Annotated in this window: 10 protein-coding genes and 2 pseudogenes; 8 read left to right on the plus strand and 4 right to left on the minus strand. The window is 71.5% G+C overall.

What is annotated here, in order from left to right:
* The first annotated feature begins 10 nt into the window (after nt 1–10).
* The 5 genes from ACODT5_RS43980 to ACODT5_RS44000 all read left to right on the plus strand — a co-directional run bounded on the left by ACODT5_RS43980 (nt 11) and on the right by ACODT5_RS44000 (nt 7,050).
* Nucleotides 11–1,240: a CapA family protein gene (locus ACODT5_RS43980; RefSeq protein ID WP_422524508.1), complete on the plus strand. Its 1,230-nt coding sequence runs from the start codon at nt 11–13 to the stop codon at nt 1,238–1,240.
* A 91-nt stretch (nt 1,241–1,331) separates the two neighbouring features.
* Nucleotides 1,332–3,647 carry a HAMP domain-containing protein gene (locus ACODT5_RS43985; protein ID WP_422524509.1) on the plus strand — a complete coding sequence of 772 codons (2,316 nt, stop codon included), beginning with the start codon at nt 1,332–1,334 and terminating at the stop codon, nt 3,645–3,647.
* Nucleotides 3,648–3,651: 4 nt separating this feature from the next.
* Entirely contained in the window at nt 3,652–5,427 is a 1,776-nt protein-coding gene (pgsB, locus tag ACODT5_RS43990; RefSeq protein ID WP_422524510.1) for a poly-gamma-glutamate synthase PgsB, read from the plus strand.
* Nucleotides 5,424–5,906: a poly-gamma-glutamate biosynthesis protein PgsC/CapC gene (locus ACODT5_RS43995; protein WP_243335815.1), complete on the plus strand. Its 483-nt coding sequence runs from the start codon at nt 5,424–5,426 to the stop codon at nt 5,904–5,906. The genes pgsB and ACODT5_RS43995 overlap by 4 nt, the downstream gene beginning before the upstream one ends.
* A 67-nt stretch (nt 5,907–5,973) precedes the next feature.
* Nucleotides 5,974–7,050, plus strand: coding sequence for a C40 family peptidase (locus ACODT5_RS44000; RefSeq protein ID WP_422524511.1), 1,077 nt, complete (start codon nt 5,974–5,976; stop codon nt 7,048–7,050).
* A gap of 79 nt (nt 7,051–7,129) precedes the next feature.
* Here ACODT5_RS44000 and ACODT5_RS44005 read toward each other — a convergent pair whose 3' ends face one another.
* Nucleotides 7,130–7,711, minus strand: a complete 582-nt coding sequence (locus tag ACODT5_RS44005; protein WP_422524512.1) for a Uma2 family endonuclease — start codon at nt 7,709–7,711, stop codon at nt 7,130–7,132.
* A 41-nt stretch (nt 7,712–7,752) separates the two neighbouring features.
* Entirely contained in the window at nt 7,753–9,456 is a 1,704-nt protein-coding gene (locus ACODT5_RS44010) for a PucR family transcriptional regulator (RefSeq protein WP_422524513.1), read from the minus strand.
* A gap of 308 nt (nt 9,457–9,764) precedes the next feature.
* Here ACODT5_RS44010 and ACODT5_RS44015 point away from each other — a divergent pair.
* Nucleotides 9,765–11,939 (plus strand): annotated as a pseudogene (locus ACODT5_RS44015) (xanthine dehydrogenase family protein molybdopterin-binding subunit); the annotation flags it as partial.
* On the opposite strand, the gene ACODT5_RS44020 reads toward ACODT5_RS44015, so the two are convergent.
* A complete protein-coding gene (locus ACODT5_RS44020; protein ID WP_422524514.1) occupies nt 11,939–13,579 on the minus strand; it encodes an IS200/IS605 family accessory protein TnpB-related protein in 1,641 nt (546 codons plus the stop codon). The pseudogene ACODT5_RS44015 and the gene ACODT5_RS44020 sit on opposite strands and share 1 nt — an antisense overlap.
* A 227-nt stretch (nt 13,580–13,806) precedes the next feature.
* Here ACODT5_RS44020 and ACODT5_RS44025 point away from each other — a divergent pair.
* Both ACODT5_RS44025 and ACODT5_RS44030 read left to right on the plus strand, forming a co-directional pair.
* A pseudogene (locus tag ACODT5_RS44025) lies at nt 13,807–14,053 on the plus strand (hypothetical protein); the annotation flags it as partial.
* A gap of 169 nt (nt 14,054–14,222) precedes the next feature.
* Entirely contained in the window at nt 14,223–16,364 is a 2,142-nt protein-coding gene (locus ACODT5_RS44030) for an MMPL family transporter (protein WP_479685671.1), read from the plus strand.
* Nucleotides 16,365–16,447: 83 nt separating this feature from the next.
* Here ACODT5_RS44030 and ACODT5_RS44035 read toward each other — a convergent pair whose 3' ends face one another.
* Nucleotides 16,448–18,364 carry an FtsX-like permease family protein gene (locus ACODT5_RS44035; protein WP_422524515.1) on the minus strand — a complete coding sequence of 639 codons (1,917 nt, stop codon included), beginning with the start codon at nt 18,362–18,364 and terminating at the stop codon, nt 16,448–16,450.
* Nucleotides 18,365–18,622: the final 258 nt, after the last annotated feature.

Genomic DNA, 18,622 nt, shown 5'->3' on the forward strand with positions numbered 1-18,622 from the left:
GATAGACCGAGTGAAGATATCCGCCTCTCTCGTCACGCTCCGCACCGGAGCGCTCACCCTGCTCCTGTCGACAGCCCTCGCCGGCTGTGGCCTCCTCGGAGACGGGAGATCCGGTGGCGATGCCCAGGGCCGCCTGTCAACCGGGGCCGGTGGACGCTCCTTCACCGTGGCCGCGGCCGGTGACGTGCTCATCCACCCCGAGCTGACCACTCAGGCCGAGCAGGACGCCAAGGCCAAGGGCAAGGGCGGCATGGACTTCGGCCAGATCATGGCCGGGGTGAAGCCGGTCATCAGCAAGGCCGACCTGGCGATCTGCCACATGGAGCCGGTGCTGGGCAAGCCGGAGGGGCCGTTCCAGAGCTTCCCGGACTTCATCGCGCCGCCGCAGATCACCACGACGCTCAAGGACATCGGGTACGACACCTGCTCGACCGCGTCGAACCACGCGCTCGACCACGGTGAGGGCGGCGTCAAGCAGACCCTCGACGCCCTCGACAAGGCCGGCCTCAAGCACACCGGCTCCGCCCGCAGCCAGGCGGAGGGCGCCAAGCCGCTGATCATGGACGTCAAGGGCGTCAAGGTCGCGCAGATCTCCTTCGCCGGCGGGTTCAACGGACGCCAGGTGCCCGCGGACAAGCCCTGGCTGGCCAACAAGACCTCGCTGGATGCCATCTCGGCCGCCGAGAAGGCCGCCCGCGCCGCCGGCGCCGAGGTCGTCATCCTCAGCATCCACTGGGGCAAGGAGCACCAGCCCGCCCCGAACTCGCTCCAGCTGAGCCTCGCCAAGAAGGTCGCCGAGAAGACCGGCATCAACCTGCTCATCGGCCACCACGCCCACGTCGTGCAGCCCATGGAGAAGGTCGGCGACATCTGGGTCGCGTACGGGCTCGGCAACCAGCTCGCCCGGCACGAGGTGCCCAGCGGGCTGTCCGAGGAGGGCGTCATCGGCTGGTTCGAGTTCGCCGAGAAGAACGGCAAGTGGGACGTCAAGGCCCGCTACGTCCCCACCTTCGTGGAGCTGCCGCCGGACCTCGAGGTCACCGACCCCGCGGTCAAGCTGCCCGAGACCGACGCGGTCAAGGACCACCGGCTGATCGACCTCGCCACCGCGCTGAAGAACGGCGGCGGGCTGTCGGCCGAGCGGCGCGCCCGCTACCAGCTCGCGTACGACCGCACCCAGGGCACCCTGCTCAACCGGGGCGGCAGCGAGGACGGACTGGAGCCTCTGGCGAACCGTTAGGACCGGGGAGACGTCCACTCACCGGAGGGGTCGCACAGCGACCACTCCCGCACCCGCACCCGCACCATTACCCACATCCACAGGAGTCCCGTTGTCCGCGTCGCGCACGAAGCGGCGGCAGAAGGCCCGCCGAAGGGCTGACATGTCGCTGCTGGGCGGCATCCGGCCGCCCATCGCCGCGCTGTCCGCGCTGCTGCTCGCACTTGCCGCGCTCACCGCCTTCCACCTCGGCAAGGTGGGCAATGAGTCCGTCCCCGAGGCGGTCCGCACCTCCCAGCAGTACTTCGCGGAGGACGGCGCCATCGCGATGCGGGCCTCGCTGGACGAGTCGATCACCGACATCTCCCGCACGGCCACCCTCTTCAACGCGGGCGCCCCGGTCTCCGCCGACACGGTGCTCGACAAGCTCGGCAACGTCTACCAGAAGTGGCGCGGCACGGCCGTCATCGAGGTCAAGTCCGGACGGCTGGAGGCCCAGCGCGGCGAGAACGTGCCGCTGAAGGCCATCGACCACACCAAGCTCGCCGAGGCCAACGGCCTCGTCCCGCGCATGGTGCGGCTGGAGAACGGCGAGACCCGCCTGCTCACCTTCGCCGTACTGTCCTGGCCCGGCCAGCCCCAGAAGCTGCTCGTCGCCTCGAGCAGCCTGAGGTTCCCCGGCGTCAGCCTCGGCAAGTTCCGCGCCATCGCGGTGAGCGACGACACCGGCCAGATCCTCAGCAGCGACGGTCTCGCCAACGACGAGCAGATCCAGTCCGACGAGGTCAAGGAAGAGACCGAGCGGGCCCGCAAGCAGCTCAAGAAGTACGCCAAGATCGCCTCGAAGAAGACCAAGGCCAACCCGCTGACCACCAAGGAGCCCGGCGGGGGCGGCTTCCGCGGCGTCAGCGGCAGCATGCTCGGCCCCTCCAACGACGGTGAGCGGACCGTCGTCGGCTACGCGAGCCTGACCGGTCCCGAGGCGGGCAAGGGCACCGCGGCCACCGCCCTCGGTCTGACCGTCGTCTCCCTGATCAGCGTCACCGAGGACCGCGCCTCCCTCGTCGACCCCTTCTTCGGGATCGCCGCCGCGGCCGTCCTGCTCGTCATCGGCCTCCTCGCCGTCTCCCTGCTCATCGGCACCGTGCAGAAGCCGCTGCTCCAGCTCTTCCTGGAGAGCCGCCGGCTCAGCCGCGGAGACCTGAACCGGCCGGTCAACCGCCCCAAGTACGGCGAGGCCGCCCGCATCGGCACCGCGCTGGAGCGGCTGCGCCGCCAGCTCCTCGGCGAGTCCGCCGAGGACCAGAAGGCGCACAACCCCGGCCGCGGCCGCGGCCGGATCGGCGCCCGCGCCCTGCTCGCCACCTGCGGCGCGCTCCTGCTGCTGTGGTCCGCGCCCCTGGTGCTGCTGCTCAACCGGGCCGGTGACTCCGTCGGCGTACCGCAGACGATCGTCCACGACCAGCGCGAACGCACCGACACCCTTGCCGACCGGGTCCGCCGCGCCCTCAACGAGGGGCACACGGACCTCGCCTCCGTGGGCTCGCTGATCGGCCCGGCCACCACCCCCGCCGAGATGACCGGCATCCTGGAACGCACCCTCACCCAGCACGGGCGCTACGAGTCCTTGTACGTCCTCCAGGCGGACGGCACCATCACCGCCAAGGTCGGGGCCGAGCCCCGCCGCCCGCAGGGCAAGGCACCCGCCGTCGACGCGCCGGTGGCGCTGCTCGAAGCCGGCAACGCGCCGGTCATCGTCGAGTTCGCCGCGGCCCCCGGCCTCAAGGGCGCGTCCGTGGTCGGAGAGCTGCGCATCGACTTCCTCAACTCCCTGCTCAAGCGTCCCGGCCTGGGCGAGATCCGGGTGATCGACGAGAAGCAGCGCATCATCGGCGGAAACAACGGCTACCTGGCCTTCTCGCAGCTGCCCAACGACAGCCTGCGGGCGCTGGTGGCCGGCACCAACCAGAAGGTCGGCAAGGGCCCGCGCCCCAGCAGCGTCGTGCTGCGCAGCAGCAACGACGACATCACCATCGCCGCCGCGGTCCCCATGGCCGGCGGCGGCGCCGCCAAGCCGCTCGCCTGGACCGTGGTCAGCTGGCAGCCCGCCAAGGGCCTGGCCATCCCCGAGTACAACCTGCAGAACCGCACGGTGCTGGCCGGCCTGCTCGGCCTCACGGCCGCCCTGGTCTGTCTCGGCTGGCTCCAGATCGTGGTGGTCCAGGCGCTGCGCGAACTCGCGCGGCGCGCCGAAGCCCTGGCGGACGGCGACCGCCGCACCGTCCTCTACCCGCGCCACCACGACGAGGTCGGCGCCGTCACCCGCAGCCTGGAAGTCATCAGGCAGCAGCTCCAGGAGCTGCGCAAGCGGGAAGCCAGCAGCACGGCCGGCCGGTCCGGCCAGCCTGCCCAGGCCGGAAGGAACTGACCCCGTGCTCTTTCTCTTCAGCGTGTTGCTCGTCACCTGCCTCGTGATGCTGATCGCCGGCATCATCGAGCAGCGGCGGCACTTCGCCAACCTGGAAGAAATACCCACCCGGGTGCTGGTCAACGGCATCCGCGGCAAGAGTTCCATCACCCGGCTCGTCGCGGGCGCGCTGCGCGGCGGCGATCTGGTCACGGTCGCCAAGACCACCGGCACCGCGGCCCGCTTCATCCACCCCGACGCCACCGAGGAGCCGGTCTACCGCAAGTTCGGCATCGCCAACGTCGTCGAGCAGATCGGCATCGTGCGCCGCGCCGCGGCCTACAAGCCCGACGCGCTGGTCATGGAGTGCATGGCGGTCATGCCGCCGCTCCAGGAGCTCAACCAGGCCAAGCTGATCCAGTCCACCATCGGCGTGCTGTGCAACGTGCGCGAGGACCACGTGGCCGAGATGGGCCCGACCCTCGACGACATCGGCCGCTCGCTGTCGCGCTCCATGCCGCACGGCGGCATCTGCGTCACCGCCGAGAAGGACCGCTTCCACGTCCTCCAGGAGGAAGCGGACGCCCGGGACTGCCGGCTCATCTACGCCGACCCCGAGATCGTCAGCGACGAGGAGCTGCGCGGCTTCAGCTGGTTCACCTTCAAGGAGAACGTGGCCATCGCGCTGGTCGTGGCCGAGCTCCTCGGCATCGACCGGGAGACCGCGCTGCAGGGCATGTACGACGCCCCGCCGGACCCGGGCGTGCTCTCCGTCGAGCGCTACGTCGGCCCCGGCGACAAGCGGCTGCGGTTCGCGAACGTGTTCGCGGCCAACGACCCCGAGTCCACGCTGATGAACATCAACCAGCTCCTCGACCTCGGCGCGATCAACCGCCCGCTGAACGTGGTCATCAACTGCCGGCCGGACCGGGTCGAGCGCAACGGCCAGATGGGCCAGATCGTGCCCGACCTCCAGCCCGACAAGGTGTTCGTCATCGGCCACCCGTCGAAGAGCGCCATCGACGCGATCCCCGCGGACTGGCGCGACCGCGCCGTCGACCTCGGCGGCGACGGGCGCGACGGCGAGGAGTTCATGAACGAGCTCTTCGACCACCTCAGCGCGGACTCCTCGCTCGTGGCCATCGGCAACATCCACGGCCAGGGCGAGATCCTGCTGGAGCACCTCGCCGAACTGCCCTCCTTCGAGGAGGACGGCGAGCCCCTGCCCACGCCGGGCGCGCCCGTGCAGCACGTGCGGCACGACCAGACGATGACGCTGTACCTCAAGCACCTCGACCCGTACGCGAACCTGCCCGCGGCCGAGGAGGAGCGCCGGATGCGCAACCCGCAGATCCCGGCGCCGCGCGGGGAGGGTCAGCACTATCCGAATCAGCAGTACCCGCACCAGCACTACCCGAACCAGCAGTACCAGCAGCAGTACGCGAACCAGCAGTACGCGAGCCAGCAGCACCCGCAGCAGCAGTTCCCTCCGCAGCCCCTGCCCTACGAGCCCGCGTACGAGCAGTTCCCGTCCGCGGAGCAGCAGTACCAGGCGGCGCAGCAGCAGCACCAGCAGCGCCCGCAGCAGCAGCGCCCGCAGCAGCGGCCGGAGCTGACGTCGGCGGCGTGGCCGCAGCTCCAGCAGCCGCAGCCGCTGCCCCTGCACCCGCAGCACCCGCAGCAGCAGCCGCAGCTCCCGCCGCCGCCCCGGCAGCAGAACCCGCAGCCCCAGAACCAGCAGCCCGAGAACCCGCAGCACCCGCGGCCCCCGCAGTGGTCTAACCCAGGAGAACCCCGTTGATCCCCGCCGTCCTCACCCCCGAGATCGCCGCGATCGGCATCGCCCTGGGTCTGCTGTTCTCCCTCGTCTGCTACCTGACGACGAACCTGTCCCCCGGCGGCATGATCACCCCGGGCTGGCTCGCGCTCACCCTCATCGAGGACCTCCAGCGCGCCGCGATCGTCCTCGGCGTCACCGTCCTGACGTACGCCCTCACGCTCGTCGCGCAGCGCTACGTGATCCTCTACGGCAAGCGCCTGTTCGCGACGGTCGTGCTCATCGGCGTGCTGCTCCAGGGCGGCGTCGTGATCCTGCTGCAGATGAAGTTCCCGCTGCTGTACGCGAACCAGACCCTCGGCTTCATCGTGCCCGGCCTGATCGCCTACCAGCTGGTCCGCCAGCCCAAGGGGGCCACGCTGCTGGCCACCGGCTCCGCGACGCTCATGACGTACGTCGTACTGACCGCCGGCATCCTGCTCGGCGTCATGCCGCACGCGTGACCCCGCCGCGGCCCGCCGCCTCCGCCCGCCCTTTCGTCCGCTCGACCGACCTCGCCCGGAGTAACCGATGACCGCCACGTCCAAGCGCCGCACACGTCCCGTCCTGCACGCGGCCACCGTGATCGCCCTGCTGGCCGGCAGCGTCTACTTCACCATCGAGCTGCGCAAGGAGGAGCAGGCCAAGGCGCCCGCCATCCAGTCGCTCGTCGACGCCCCCGTCGCCGGCAAGGGGGGCGGCGACGAAGGCGCGCAGAAGTGGGAGCGGCTGAAGAACCCGGAGCGTTCCGTGCTGCGCGACGGCAAGGGCGGGATCCTCGCGACCTTCACCGACGGCGCCCGCACCGCCACGCTCACCGGCCCCAGCCGCACCTTCACCGAGCCGGCCACCACCAAGACCCGGGTGGTCAGCGAGAACTGGGTGCGGCTGATGCCGGAGACCTGGCGCAGCGGAGCCGAGAAGGAACAGTGGTTCCAGGAGTGGTTCAAGAAGTACCAGGGCAGCGAGGAGGACGACATCTTCGCCATGGCCTTCCAGTACGGAGACCAGGCCCCGGTCAAGAAGGACGCGGAGGGCGTCTCGTACGCCGGCGACGCGAACTTCGGCCCGATCAACCCCAACGGCTCGGTCGGCAACGACTACCGGCTGGAGGAGTCGGACTTCTACGACTACCTGGGCATCCCGTACACCTTCCGCAGCGGGACCACGGCGAAGCCCGAAGCGATGCGCGCCCGCTCGATGGACTGCTCCGGCTTCGTCCGTACCGTCTTCGGCTACCGGGCCCGCTTCCCGCTGATGGCCAACGACACCGCCGGCGACGGCCTGCCGCGCACCGCGAACGGCATGGCCCGCTCCAAGACCGGCGTGGACGTCATCCCGCTCAAGGGGGTCGGCGGCGAGGCCCGGCCCACCTCCATCGACGTCCTGCAGCCGGGCGACGTGCTGTTCTTCAAGCTGGACGGGCGCACCGGGGAGCGGCTGGACCACACGGGCATCTACCTCGGCACCGACACCGACGGCCACCAGATCTTCATATCCAGCCGCGAAGAGGCCAACGGCCCGACCATCGGCGACAAGGGCGGCACCTCCCGCCTCGACGGCAACGGCTACTACGCGACGACCCTGCGGAGCGCGAAGCGGCTGTGACCGGGGGCGCGTAGCCCGGGCACGGGGAAGGGGCCGGACTCCGACGAGTCCGGCCCCTTCCGCATGTCCTGCCGTCTCCTCAGCTGCTGCGGGGCGGCGTGAGCTTGTCGAGGTCCAGGCTGATCTCGAAGGGCACGGGGCGCCGGAGGGTGCCGCGGAAGATGCCTGCGGGGGCGTAGGCGCCTACGGATTCCTCCAGCTCGAAGACGTGCACGACGGGCGCCCCGTCCTCGTCCTCGACGCGCCAGTAGTGCGGGATGCCGGCCTCCGCGTACTTGCGCAGTTTTACGGTGCGGTCGCGGTGGGCGGATTCGGGGGAGACGACCTCGACGACGAGCCGCACTTCGTCCGGTGCGAACCAGGTCCGTTCACCGTCGAAGTCGGCGGTTGTCACCAGCAGGTCCGGCTCGGGGCGGTTGCGCGGATCGAGCTTGATGGTCATCTCGCGGCCGACTCTGGCATCGGCGGGTGCTTGTTCCATGAGGGCGACCGTGAGCATGGTGATGAGGTGGCCGTGCCACCACCTCTGGGGCGACATCATGAAGACGAGTGCTCCATCGATCAGCTCGGTGTGGCGGGGCGCCTCGGGGAGGCGGTCGAGGTCCTCCGCGAACCAGCCTTCCGCGCGTGGCGGGCGCATCCAGTCGGGCAGTGCGGTCATGGGTCAACCCTAGCGACTGCGGCTGCTCGGAGGGGGCCAGGTCAGCCGGATTTCAGGGCCGCCAGGAAGTCCAGGCGGGTTTCCAGGCGGGACAGGTCGCGGTGCGTGAGGTGTTCGATGCGGGCGATGCGCTGGCGCAGCGAGTTCACGTGGAGGTGGAGGCGGGCGGCGCAGGCGGTCCAGGAGGCGTCGCAGTCGAGGAAGGTCTCCAGGGTGGTCAGGAGGTCGGTCCGGTGGCGGGCGTCGTGATCGCGCAGGGGGCCCAGGAGGCGGGTGGCGAAGGCCCGGCGGGCTTCGGCCGGGATGAGGGGGAGCAGGGACAGGATGTGGGAGGTGAGGTCCTCCGGGCCGCGGACCGTCACCCGCCCGGGGGCGGCGTGGGCGATCCGCAGGGCGTTGTGGGCCTGTTCCAGGGCCCGGCGGGCGTTGCCCGGCTCGGGCACGGGGGAGCTGACGCCGATGGAGACGCTGTCCGCCGGGCCGAGCCAGCGGGCGAGCGCCGCGGAGAGCCTGCGCTCGAGCGCGGCGTGGTCGAGGGCCGGGTCGGGGTGCGCGTCCGAGGGCTCGGGGACCAGGACCATCAGTACGGCCCGGTCGCCGTCGAGGGTGGCGGCGATGTCCTGCGTGGAGACCGGCACCGGGCCGTCCTCCTGGAGCAGGGCCTCCTCCAGAAGGACGCGCAGGGCCTCGGCGGGGACGGGACGGGCCCCGTGCCACTCGCCCCCGGCGACCACGAACTGGAGGCGCGGCCAGTAGCCGACCCCGCTGACCACGGCCTGCGCGGTGCTGCGCAGCCGGATGGGGATCTCCTCGGCCGGGACGTCGCCGTGCAGCAGTGCGAGGGAGCGGTCGGCCAGGTCGTTGCGCGCCGTCTTCGCCTGCTCGTGGGCGGCGCGGGCGTCGGTGACCAGTTCGACGGTGCGGTCCAGGAGTTCCCTGTCGGGGGCCGGCCAGAGCGAGGTGTCGGCCTCCATGACGACGAGCCAGTCGCCCAGTTCGTCGGCGTGGCCGGCCACCCGCACGGGCGCGGGTACCGGTACGAGGGAGTAGGGGCGGGCGCCGACCGTGACGTGGTGGGGTGCCCGCTCGCGCGCGCGGCGGGCGGCGAGGTGGCGGGCGGCCAGCGCCGCCGCCGTCTTGGTGCGCAGCGGCGGCCGGGGCCCGGCGACCTGCCGTCCCGTCGCGGACAGGACGCGCACGTCGACGCCGAGGGTGTGCCGCAGGAGCTCCAGTACGGAGTCCGGGGCGGCCCGGTCGGTGAGGAGCCGCCGGTGGCGTTCGACCAGGGCGGCCAGGCCGGCGAGGTTGCCGGGGTCCCGGCGGTGCAGCCGGCGCAGGACGTGTTCGGTGATCGCGGCGAACGAGGTCTCCGGCCGTACGGCGATCAGCGGGAGCCCGTGGCGCCGGCAGGCACGCACGAGGTCGTGCGGGACGAGTCCGTGCTCGACCTCGCCGGCCGCGAGGGCCGTGACGCCCGCCCGGTGCAGGACGCGGACGAACGACTCGGCGTCCCCGTCCCGCTGCCACCAGGCGAGCCCCGTGAGGACGAGCTCCCCGCCGGTGAGGAAGCGGCCGGGGTCGGCCAGGTCGTTGGTCGCGACGGCGGAGATGGCCCGGTCGAGCGGAGCACAGGGCGGGCCCCCGGGCGGGCCCCCGGGCGCGAAGGAGCGGGCGTCCTCGGTGTCGTGGCCCACGAGCAGGAGCAGTCCGAGCTCGGTGGCGTCCAGGAGTTCGCGTAGCCGCATGATCGCTACTTTCGCACGGCGCACGGTGTGCCGGAGGTGGATCGGCGCAGCTCACGAGGGTGAGGCCGTGCGAAAGCACGCTCGTCCACAGCCGTCGGAGAAGTCGGTTCTGAGCGATCGGTGACTGCCTCGCCCCGTGGGGCGCGGGATCTACTTCTGCGCATGCGGCCGGCCCACGCCGGGCAGCGTGTCGCGCACGGGGGTCGCGACACCGGTACCGCGGTCCGTCCGGCCGCTGCCTGCCGGGAACACCGGGAACACCGGGAACACCGGGAACACGAAGGACTCCAGGAAGAGGCGATCTGATCATGGCTGGCACCACCACCGGCATTCCCACCGAGGTCACCCAGGGCGCCCGTACCCGGGGCGGCATCGGAGAGTCGACGCTGCGCCCGGACGGCACCCTGAAGGTGACCGGCGAGTTCGCGTACTCCTCGGACATGTGGCACGAGGACATGCTGTGGGGCCAGGCCCTGCGGTCCACGCTCGCGCACGCCGAGATCGTGTCCATCGACGTCTCCGAGGCCCTGACCCTGCCCGGCGTGTACGCGGTCATGACCTACGAGGACCTGCCGACCCCGGTGAAGTACTACGGGATGGAGTTCCAGGACACTCCGGTACTGGCGCACGGCAAGGTCCGCCACCACGGCGAGCCGGTGGCCCTGGTGGCCGCCGACCATCCGGAGACCGCCCGCCGCGCCGCCGCGAAGATCAAGATCGAGTACCGGGAGCTGCCGATCGTCACCGACGAGGCCTCGGCGCTGGCGCCCGGCGCCGTACTCGTCCACGAGAACCGCGACGACCACCACTCCGGCCACGTCCCGCACCCCAACATCGTGCACCGCCAGCCCATCCTCCGCGGAGACGCGGCGGCGGCCCGGGAGCGCGCCGACGTCATCGTCACCGGCGAGTACACCTTCGGCATGCAGGACCAGGCCTTCCTCGGCCCCGAGTCGGGACTCGCCGTGCCCTGCGAGGACGGGGGAGTCGACCTGTACGTGGCCACCCAGTGGCTGCACTCGGACCTCAAGCAGATCGCCCCGGTCCTCGGGCTGCCCGAGGAGAAGGTCCGCATGACGATGGCCGGCGTCGGCGGCGCCTTCGGCGGCCGCGAGGACATCTCGATGCAGATCCTCGCCAGCGTCCTGGCGCTGCGCACGGGCAAGCCGGTGAAGATGGTCTACAACCGCTTCGAGTCCTTCTTCGGGCACGTGCACCGCCACCCGGCGAAGCTGTTCTACGAGCACGGCGCCACCCGCGACGGCAAGCTCACGCACATGAAGTGCAGGATCGTGCTCGACGGCGGGGCCTACGCCTCCTCCACGGCCTCGGTCGTCGGCAACGCGGCCTCCCTCTCGGTCGGCCCGTACGTCATCGACGACGTGGACATCGAGGCGGTCGGCCTCTACACGAACAACCCGCCGTGCGGCGCGATGCGCGGCTTCGGCGCCGTCCAGGCCTGCTTCGCGTACGAGGCCCAGATGGACAGGCTCGCGGCGAAACTGGGCATGGACCCGGTGGAGTTCCGGCAGCTCAACGCCATGGAGCAGGGCACGATCATGCCCACCGGCCAGGTCGTGGAGGGCCCGGCCCCGGTCGCCGAGCTGCTGCGCCGGGTCAAGGCGCGCCCGCTGCCGCCCGAGCGCCAGTGGGAGAGCGCCGACGGCGCCGCCGACGTGCGCGCGCTGCCGGGCGGCCTGTCGAACACCACGCACGGCGAGGGCGTCGTCCGGGGCGTCGGCTACGCCGTCGGCATCAAGAACGTCGGCTTCTCCGAGGGCTTCGACGACTACTCCACGGCCAAGGTCCGCCTGGAGGTCATCAACGGCGAGGCCGTCGCCCTGGTCCACACGGCCATGGCGGAGGTCGGCCAGGGCGGCATCACCATCCACGCGCAGATCGCCCGTACCGAGCTCGGTGTCCAGCAGGTCACCATCCACCCCGCCGACACCCAGGTGGGCTCGGCCGGTTCGACCTCGGCGGGCCGCCAGACGTACATGACCGGCGGGTCCATCAAGAACTCCTGCGGGCTGGTCCGGGAGCGGGTCCTGGAGCTGGGCCGGCGCAAGTTCGGCGCGGGGCACGCGGGGTGGGCCGGCGCCGGGCTCCTTCTGGAGGACGGGAAGGTGATCACCGGCGGGGGCGAGGTGCTCGCCGCCCTCGCGGACGTCCTGGAGGACGAGGTCGTGGAGATCGAGGCGGAATGGCGCCACCGCCCCACCGAAGCCTTCGACCTGCGGACCGGTCAGGGCAACGGCCACGTCCAGTACTCCTTCGCCGCGCACCGCGCGGTCGTGGAGGTGGACACCGAGCTCGGGCTCGTCAAGGTCGTGGAGCTCGCCACCGCCCAGGACGTGGGCAAGGCCCTCAACCCGCTGTCCGTGGTCGGCCAGATCCAGGGCGGCACCGTCCAGGGGCTGGGCGTCGCGATCATGGAGGAGATCATCGTGGACCCGAAGACCGCGAAGGTGAAGAACCGTTCCTAGCCAGTGTGCATGAGTGAGTCTTGGACCCACCGGTGCGTACTGGGCGCATCCCGAACGGTTTTGGATGCACTGGGTCTCCGCTTTCTCTTCCCGCTCGGCGGCACGTCTCTGGGGGCGTGGTCCGTTGCGGGTGGGCGGTTTCCCTCACGTCCACGGGTGCCTGGTCTGGCCTGGATGGTCCGATGCCCCGCACGATCGCTCTGGTCGTGTGGGGGCGGTGCCGTCCGTCGCCGGATCGGGTGTCCGAGGGCACGTCGTCCGATCGCGATGCCGGCGGCATCGTGACGGGACATCTTTCGGCGCGGGGTGACCAGCGGCTTTTGCCAGTGCTGGCCTCCCCACTGGGAGGTGTAGGCCGGGTCGACCGCGACGACGGCCAGCCCGTGTTCGGCAGCCATCGACACGAGTCGGGCTTTGAGCTTGCCGGTCGGGATGCCGGAGATGAGCTGCCGGAACCGTTTCCTGCGGCCGTGCTTCTCCCGTGTCTTCTCGGCGGTGAAGTCGAGGTCTTCGATCGCGATGGCCTTGACGCTGACACTTTTCGCCCAGTGCAGCAGCCTGGTGATGGCATGGCGGATCTGCGCATCGCGGTGATCAGCGGTGCCGGACAGGTCGTAGGGGAAGCGGTGTGGGTCGCCGATCGGGTTGCCGTGCGGGTCGAGCCGGTAGGCGGCGAAGTGGTCGGCGTTGGTATCGACACCGATCATGCCGTTCGCGCGGGCGGTGGCGAGGGGGAGCGTCTGGATGACGGGGCGTTGCCAGGCTGCGGTCAGGTACCAGCGGCCGCGCGCGGCGTCGAGGTGGATGCGGTAGGCCACGGCCCGATTCGCTTCGATGCGCTCAGCCCATTCCGCGCCCCGGTGGGCGAACGCGATCCGGCAGGCCATGACGTACCGGCCGTGCTTGGCGTTGGCCAGGTGGGCGAGCGGGGCCGGGAGCTTGATGCTTACTTCACCGTCGGGGGTGACGCGGATCGTCTCGTTCCCGAACCGTTTCCCGGACTCGCCGTCAGCGGCGAGAAACCAGCGTTCGGCTTCCCAGCGGGCACGCCACCGCTCCTCGGTGAGCTGGGCTGCGGCCAGATTGTGCCGGGTGTTCGCCAGCCGCTTCCCACCTCGGACCACACGGACCCGACCCGCCTGCTGGTCGGCCACAACAGCCGCATGCCGCTCTTCCAACGTCGCGAGGCGGCGGGATTTGCGAAACCACTCGCTCGTGGAGCGGTAGCCGCCCGCAGCGCGCTTGGTGCCCTTCTCCCCGATCGGGAGGGCGAGGCGGTGTCGCAGTGTGCGGATGCCTGCGTCCAGGCTCTGGATGTGCGCGGCCTGGCAACGCCGGGCGAGCGCCCACTGGTCGTGGCTGGCCTTGGTGATCGCCCCGGCGATCCGCGACGACGACTCCCCTGTCAGCCCCCTCTTGCGGGCCGCCCACGTGTCGGTGGAGTGGTCGGGGCCGTCCACGCACCGCTGCTTGAGGTCACGGGAGGCCAGGGAGCCCTGATGCGCGCCGACCAGCCGCAGGACTTCTTCGTCCTCGGCAATCAGATGCTTCAGGCGGCCGCGTATCGCCATACCGGACGGACCGAGCGCCACGAACGAAGGAGCGATGGCACGCAACTCCTTGACCGGATCAGCCATCGCCGACCGCCGCGGACAGAGCCCTGCGCGCCCGCATCTTCGCGGGGCGCTGTCCGTGCAAGCCGGCACAGAACACTGTCAGCCAACTGCCCTCACGGAACCAGCGATACGGACCTTGGGGACGTACACCCCGTGCCCTCGCCGACTCCTTGAGATCCATACAGACGACCGTAACGACACTCACCCAAATAGACCATCACTCACAAGAGTGGACCAAAGAACCAACAGTTCCCTACCCCTCCTTCACGGACTACCTGCTCCCGACCGTCCTCGACACTCCGACACTCCGACACTCCGACGCTCCCGGTCGACTACCTCGAACTGGGCGACCCGCACTCCCCGTACGGGGTACGGGGCATCGGCGAGGCCCCGACCCTGTCGTCCACCCCGGCCGTCCTCGCGGCGATCCGCGCGGCGACCGGGCTGGAGCTGAACAGGACGCCGGTCCGCCCGGAGCACCTCACCGGGTCCTGACCGGTCGCCGCGCCCGGATGTCACCCCGACGACGCCGGGGTGTCACCGGCCGCCGGAAGCACGCGTGAGGGATGGGGTCCCAGGGCCCCCTCCCCCTTCTTTCCTCACCAACGTGCCCTAGTCTCTTGACAGTTAACGGCTTGGGGACAAGTCTGCACTCTTTGTCCTCGTGTCGTTCCGCAACGAGGACCGGGGGAAGAACATGATGCGGAAGATAGCGGCCCTGCCCAGCGGGAGACTGGGCAAATGGGTCGTCATCGCGGTGTGGGTGGCCCTGCTGGTGCCGGCCCTCCTGCTGGCCGGGAAGCTCGGCGACGTGGAAGAGAACGACAGCGCGGCCTGGCTGCCCGGCAACGCTGAGTCGACCTCCGTCGTGGAGCGGGCCGAGAAGTTCATGCCCGCGGGCACCCTGCCCGCCGTCGTGGTCTACGACCGGTCCGCCGGGGTCACCGATGCCGACATGGCCAAGGCCAAGGCCGACGTCGAGGCCTTCAAGGGCATCGAGAACGTCGTCGGGCAGGCGCAGGGCCCGGTGAAGTCCGATGACGGCAAGGCCATCCAGACGGTGGTCCAGGTCAAGACGGACCAGTCGGGCTGGGAGGGGATCGGCACGGTCGTCGACGCGATGACCGAGGTCGGCAAGAAGAACGCCGACGGTCTCGGCTTCCACGTCGCGGGCCCGTCCGGTTACGCGGCCGACTCGATCAAGGCGTTCAGCGGCGGCGGGGCCCTGACGACGATCACCGCGCTCGTGGTGGTCGCGATCCTGCTGCTGACGTACCGGAGCCCGCTGCTGCCGCTCCTGCCGCTGCTGACCGTGGGCGCCGCCCTGGTCACCTCGGAGGCGGTGATCTACGTACTGGCGAAGAACGCCGGCCTGGTCGTGAACAAGCAGACCAGCTTCATCCTGACCGTCCTGGTCTTCGGCGCCGCCACCGACTACGCACTCCTGCTCATCTCCCGCTACCGCGAAGAGCTGTTGCGGCACGAGGACCGGCACGAGGCGATGGCGGAGGCCCTGTACCGCTCCGGCCCCGCGATCATCGCCAGCGCCGCGACCGTCGCGGTCAGCCTGATGCTGCTGATGCTGGCCACCCTCAACTCCACCCAGGGCCTCGGCCCGGCCTGCGCGGTCGGCGTCCTCGTCGGCCTGCTCGCCATGGTCACCCTGATGCCGGCCCTGCTCGTGGCCTGCGGCCGCTGGATCTTCTGGCCGGTCAAGCCCGCCTACGGGGCGCCCGCCACCGCCGAGAGCGGAATCTGGTCCCGGGTCGGCACCGCCGTCTCCGGCCGGCCGCGGCTCGTGTGGATCGGTACCGCGCTCGCGCTCGCCGTCATGGCGCTGGGCGTCCTCGGCCTCAAGGCCGACGGGATCGCCAACAAGGACCAGTTCACCAACACCCCGCAGATGGCCGTCGGCGAGCGGATCCGGTCGGAGCACTTCCCGGCCGGCTCCGGCGACCCCATCTTCGTCGTCGGCAACGCCGTCTCGGGGGAAGAGCTGCGGACCGCACTGCTGGCCGTCCCCGGCATCGCGTCCGTCTCGCCCCCGACGGTCATGGACGGCGACGCCATCCTGCTCGGGGAGCTGAAGGACGACCCCAGCAGCACGGCCGCGATGACCACCGTCGAGAAGGCCAGGACCGCGGTCCACGCGATCGAGCGCGCCGATGCCCAGGTCGGCGGCAGCCCGGCGATCATGCTCGACACGCAGACGGCCGCCGCCCGCGACTCCAAGGTGATCATCCCGATCGTCCTGGTCGTGGTGCTGCTGATCCTCATGCTGCTGCTGCGCTCGGTCGTCGCGCCGCTGCTGCTCATGGGCACGGTGGTGCTGTCCTTCGGCGCCGCCCTCGGCGTGAGCAGCCTGGTGTTCAACCACGTCTTCGGCTTCGCGGGCGCGGAAGCCTCCTTCCCGCTCCTGACGTTCGTCTTCCTGGTCGCGCTGGGCATCGACTACAACATCTTCCTGGTCACCCGGGTGCGCGAGGTGTCGATGGAGCAGGGCACCCGGCGCGGCGCGCTGCTGGGCCTGTCCACCACCGGCGGTGTGATCACCTCGGCCGGTCTGGTGCTGGCCGGCACCTTCGCGGCGATGGCCTCGCTGCCGCTGGTGTTCGCGGCCGAGCTGGGCTTCGCGGTGGCGTTCGGCGTCCTGCTGGACACCATGATCGTCCGCTCGGTCCTCGTCACGGCGCTGACCCTGGACGTCGGCCGGTGGATGTGGTGGCCGAGCAAGCTGTTCCTGCGCGAGGAGGAGCCCGAGCCCCGGGTGGAGACCCCCGACCTGCAGTCCGTCGGCGGTAAGTGAGACCTCGTACGCAGATGCGCGAAGGGCCTCCCGGCTTCGGCCGGGAGGCCCTTCGCGGTGGGAGGCCCTTCGTGGTGGGCGCTTCAGCCCGAGGCCAACCCGGCGGTGACACCGGGCACTCCACCCGGCCGCGTCCCGCGACGCCCCGTCCGGCGGCGCAGGACGTGAGCCGCCGGCAGCAGGGTGCACAGCACCGAGAGCGCGGCGCAGGCACCGGCGACCGCGGCCATCGGCAGCCACGGGACGACCACCGGCGAGTCGACCCCGAGGACCGCGAGGGCGGCGCGCATGCCCGCCAGGTTGACCGCGGTGACCGCCGTCCCCAGGACGGCGCCGACCACGGCCGCCAGCAGGGATTCGGCCGTCGTCACGGCGAGCACCTGGCCGCGGGTGGCCCCGGCCAGCCGGAGCAGGCGCAGGTCGCCGCCCCGGTCCGAGGTGGCCATCAGCAGGGTGTTGGCCAGCGCGATCGCCGTGTAGAGCAGCGCGAGGCCCAGCACCAGGACGTAGCCGAGCACCGTGAAGCGGTTCGTGCGCGGGTGCGTCGCCCTCAGCCACTCCTCCTTGGTGTGGGCCGTGGCCCCGTACCGGGCCGCCGCCTCGCCGACCGCCGCGGCCGCGGACGCGGGGGCCTTGACCTCGATGCGCGAGACCTTCGCGCCGGGCGCGTTGCGCGGGGTCACGTAGGCCCCGTTGTCGCCGGTGCCCGTCCTCATCACGGCCACGATCCGCAGCCGGGCCGCGGTGCCGTCCGCCAGCCACAGCGGTACGGAGTCCCCGACCCGGTGCTGCCACCACTCCTGCGTGACGATGATGCCGCCGTCGTCGAGGTCGGCGACCGAGCCCGCCACCACCGGCAGCCGGGAGACCTCCGCCAGCGCCGCCGGGTCGACCGCGAAGGCCTCCGTCGGCACCTTCACGAACCCCTCCTCCAGCACCGTCAGCCGGGTGTCGGCCACCGCGAGGGCGCGCGCCCCGGGGACGCCGGCAAATCCATGGCCGGCCGCGGTGTCCGGCAGCCGCCCGCCGGTCAGTACGTAGTCCGCGCCGGTCCGGGCACGGGCCTCCACCGCCTTGGCCTCCTTCAGGGTCCAGGCCGAGCCCAGCAGCGATCCGGTCAGCGCGACCATCACCAGCACCGGCGCCGCCACCGCGGCCGTCCGGCGGATCCCGGCGGCGGCGTTCGCCCGCACCAGCCGGCCCGCGTAGGAGGTCAGCCGGGCCGGGAGCCACATCAGCAGCCGTACGACGGGCCGTACGAGCACCGGAGCCAGCAGCCCGCACGCGGAGATCAGCAGCATCGGCTGCCAGGTGTACGTCTTGCGCTTGAGCAGCGAGCCCGGATCCGTCCCGAGCCGCCACCCCACGAAGGCCACCGCGCACAGCAGCAGCCCGCCCCCGGCCACCCAGCGCCCCGGGGTCATGGGCCGCTCGTCAGTCACGCTCTCGCGCAGCGCCTCCAGCGGCCCGACCCGGCCCGCCCGCCGGGAAGCGGCGTACGCACCCGCCACCGCGACCAGCAGTCCCGTCCAGAACGCCGTGTGCAGCGGCCAGCTCTGGTCCCCGATCGCGTACCCGGCCGGCGCCAGCCCCTGCGCCACGGTCCAGCGGGCCATCAGCGGGGCACCCTCCAGGCCCAGGGCGATCCCGGCCGCGGACCCGGCCAGCCCGACGGCCACCGCCTCCGTCAGCACGAGGCGCCGCAGCTGCCCCGGCGTCGACCCGGCCAGGCGCAGCAGCCCCAGCTCGCGCCGCCGCGCGGCCACCGCGTAGGAGAAGGTCGACGCCACCACGAAGGCCGCCACGAACGAGCTGACCCCGCCCGCGGTGCCCAGCATCGAGTTGAGGCCCACCACCTCGGACCCGGCCGGCAGCGCCGCCGACGCGGCGAGCCCCAGCCCCATGACCGTCATCAGCGCGACCCCCAGGGCCACCGCCACGAAGGTTCCCACCTGTGTCGTCCAGCGCCGCCGCAGCGACTTCAACGCGATCTTCAGCATGGTTCCCAGCCAACCGGCCGCGCGGCCCCCGGTCAGCGGGGCAGGGGCGAGTCCCGGGGGTATGGCCAGCCCTAGGGGTTGTCGTCACATTCCCGTCTGCCCCGCGACGCCTGGCACGCGCTCTCGCCGCACCGGGCGAAAGCCCGAGTACGTCCAGTACGCGGACTTTCACCCGGCGCGGCGAGAGCACGCACCAGACGCCGCGGGGCCGCCCTTCGGGCGACGACGGGAATGTGACGACAACCCCTACGCGCCGCC

The organism is Streptomyces tatrensis, assembly GCF_049310065.1.
Lineage (GTDB): Bacteria > Actinomycetota > Actinomycetes > Streptomycetales > Streptomycetaceae > Streptomyces.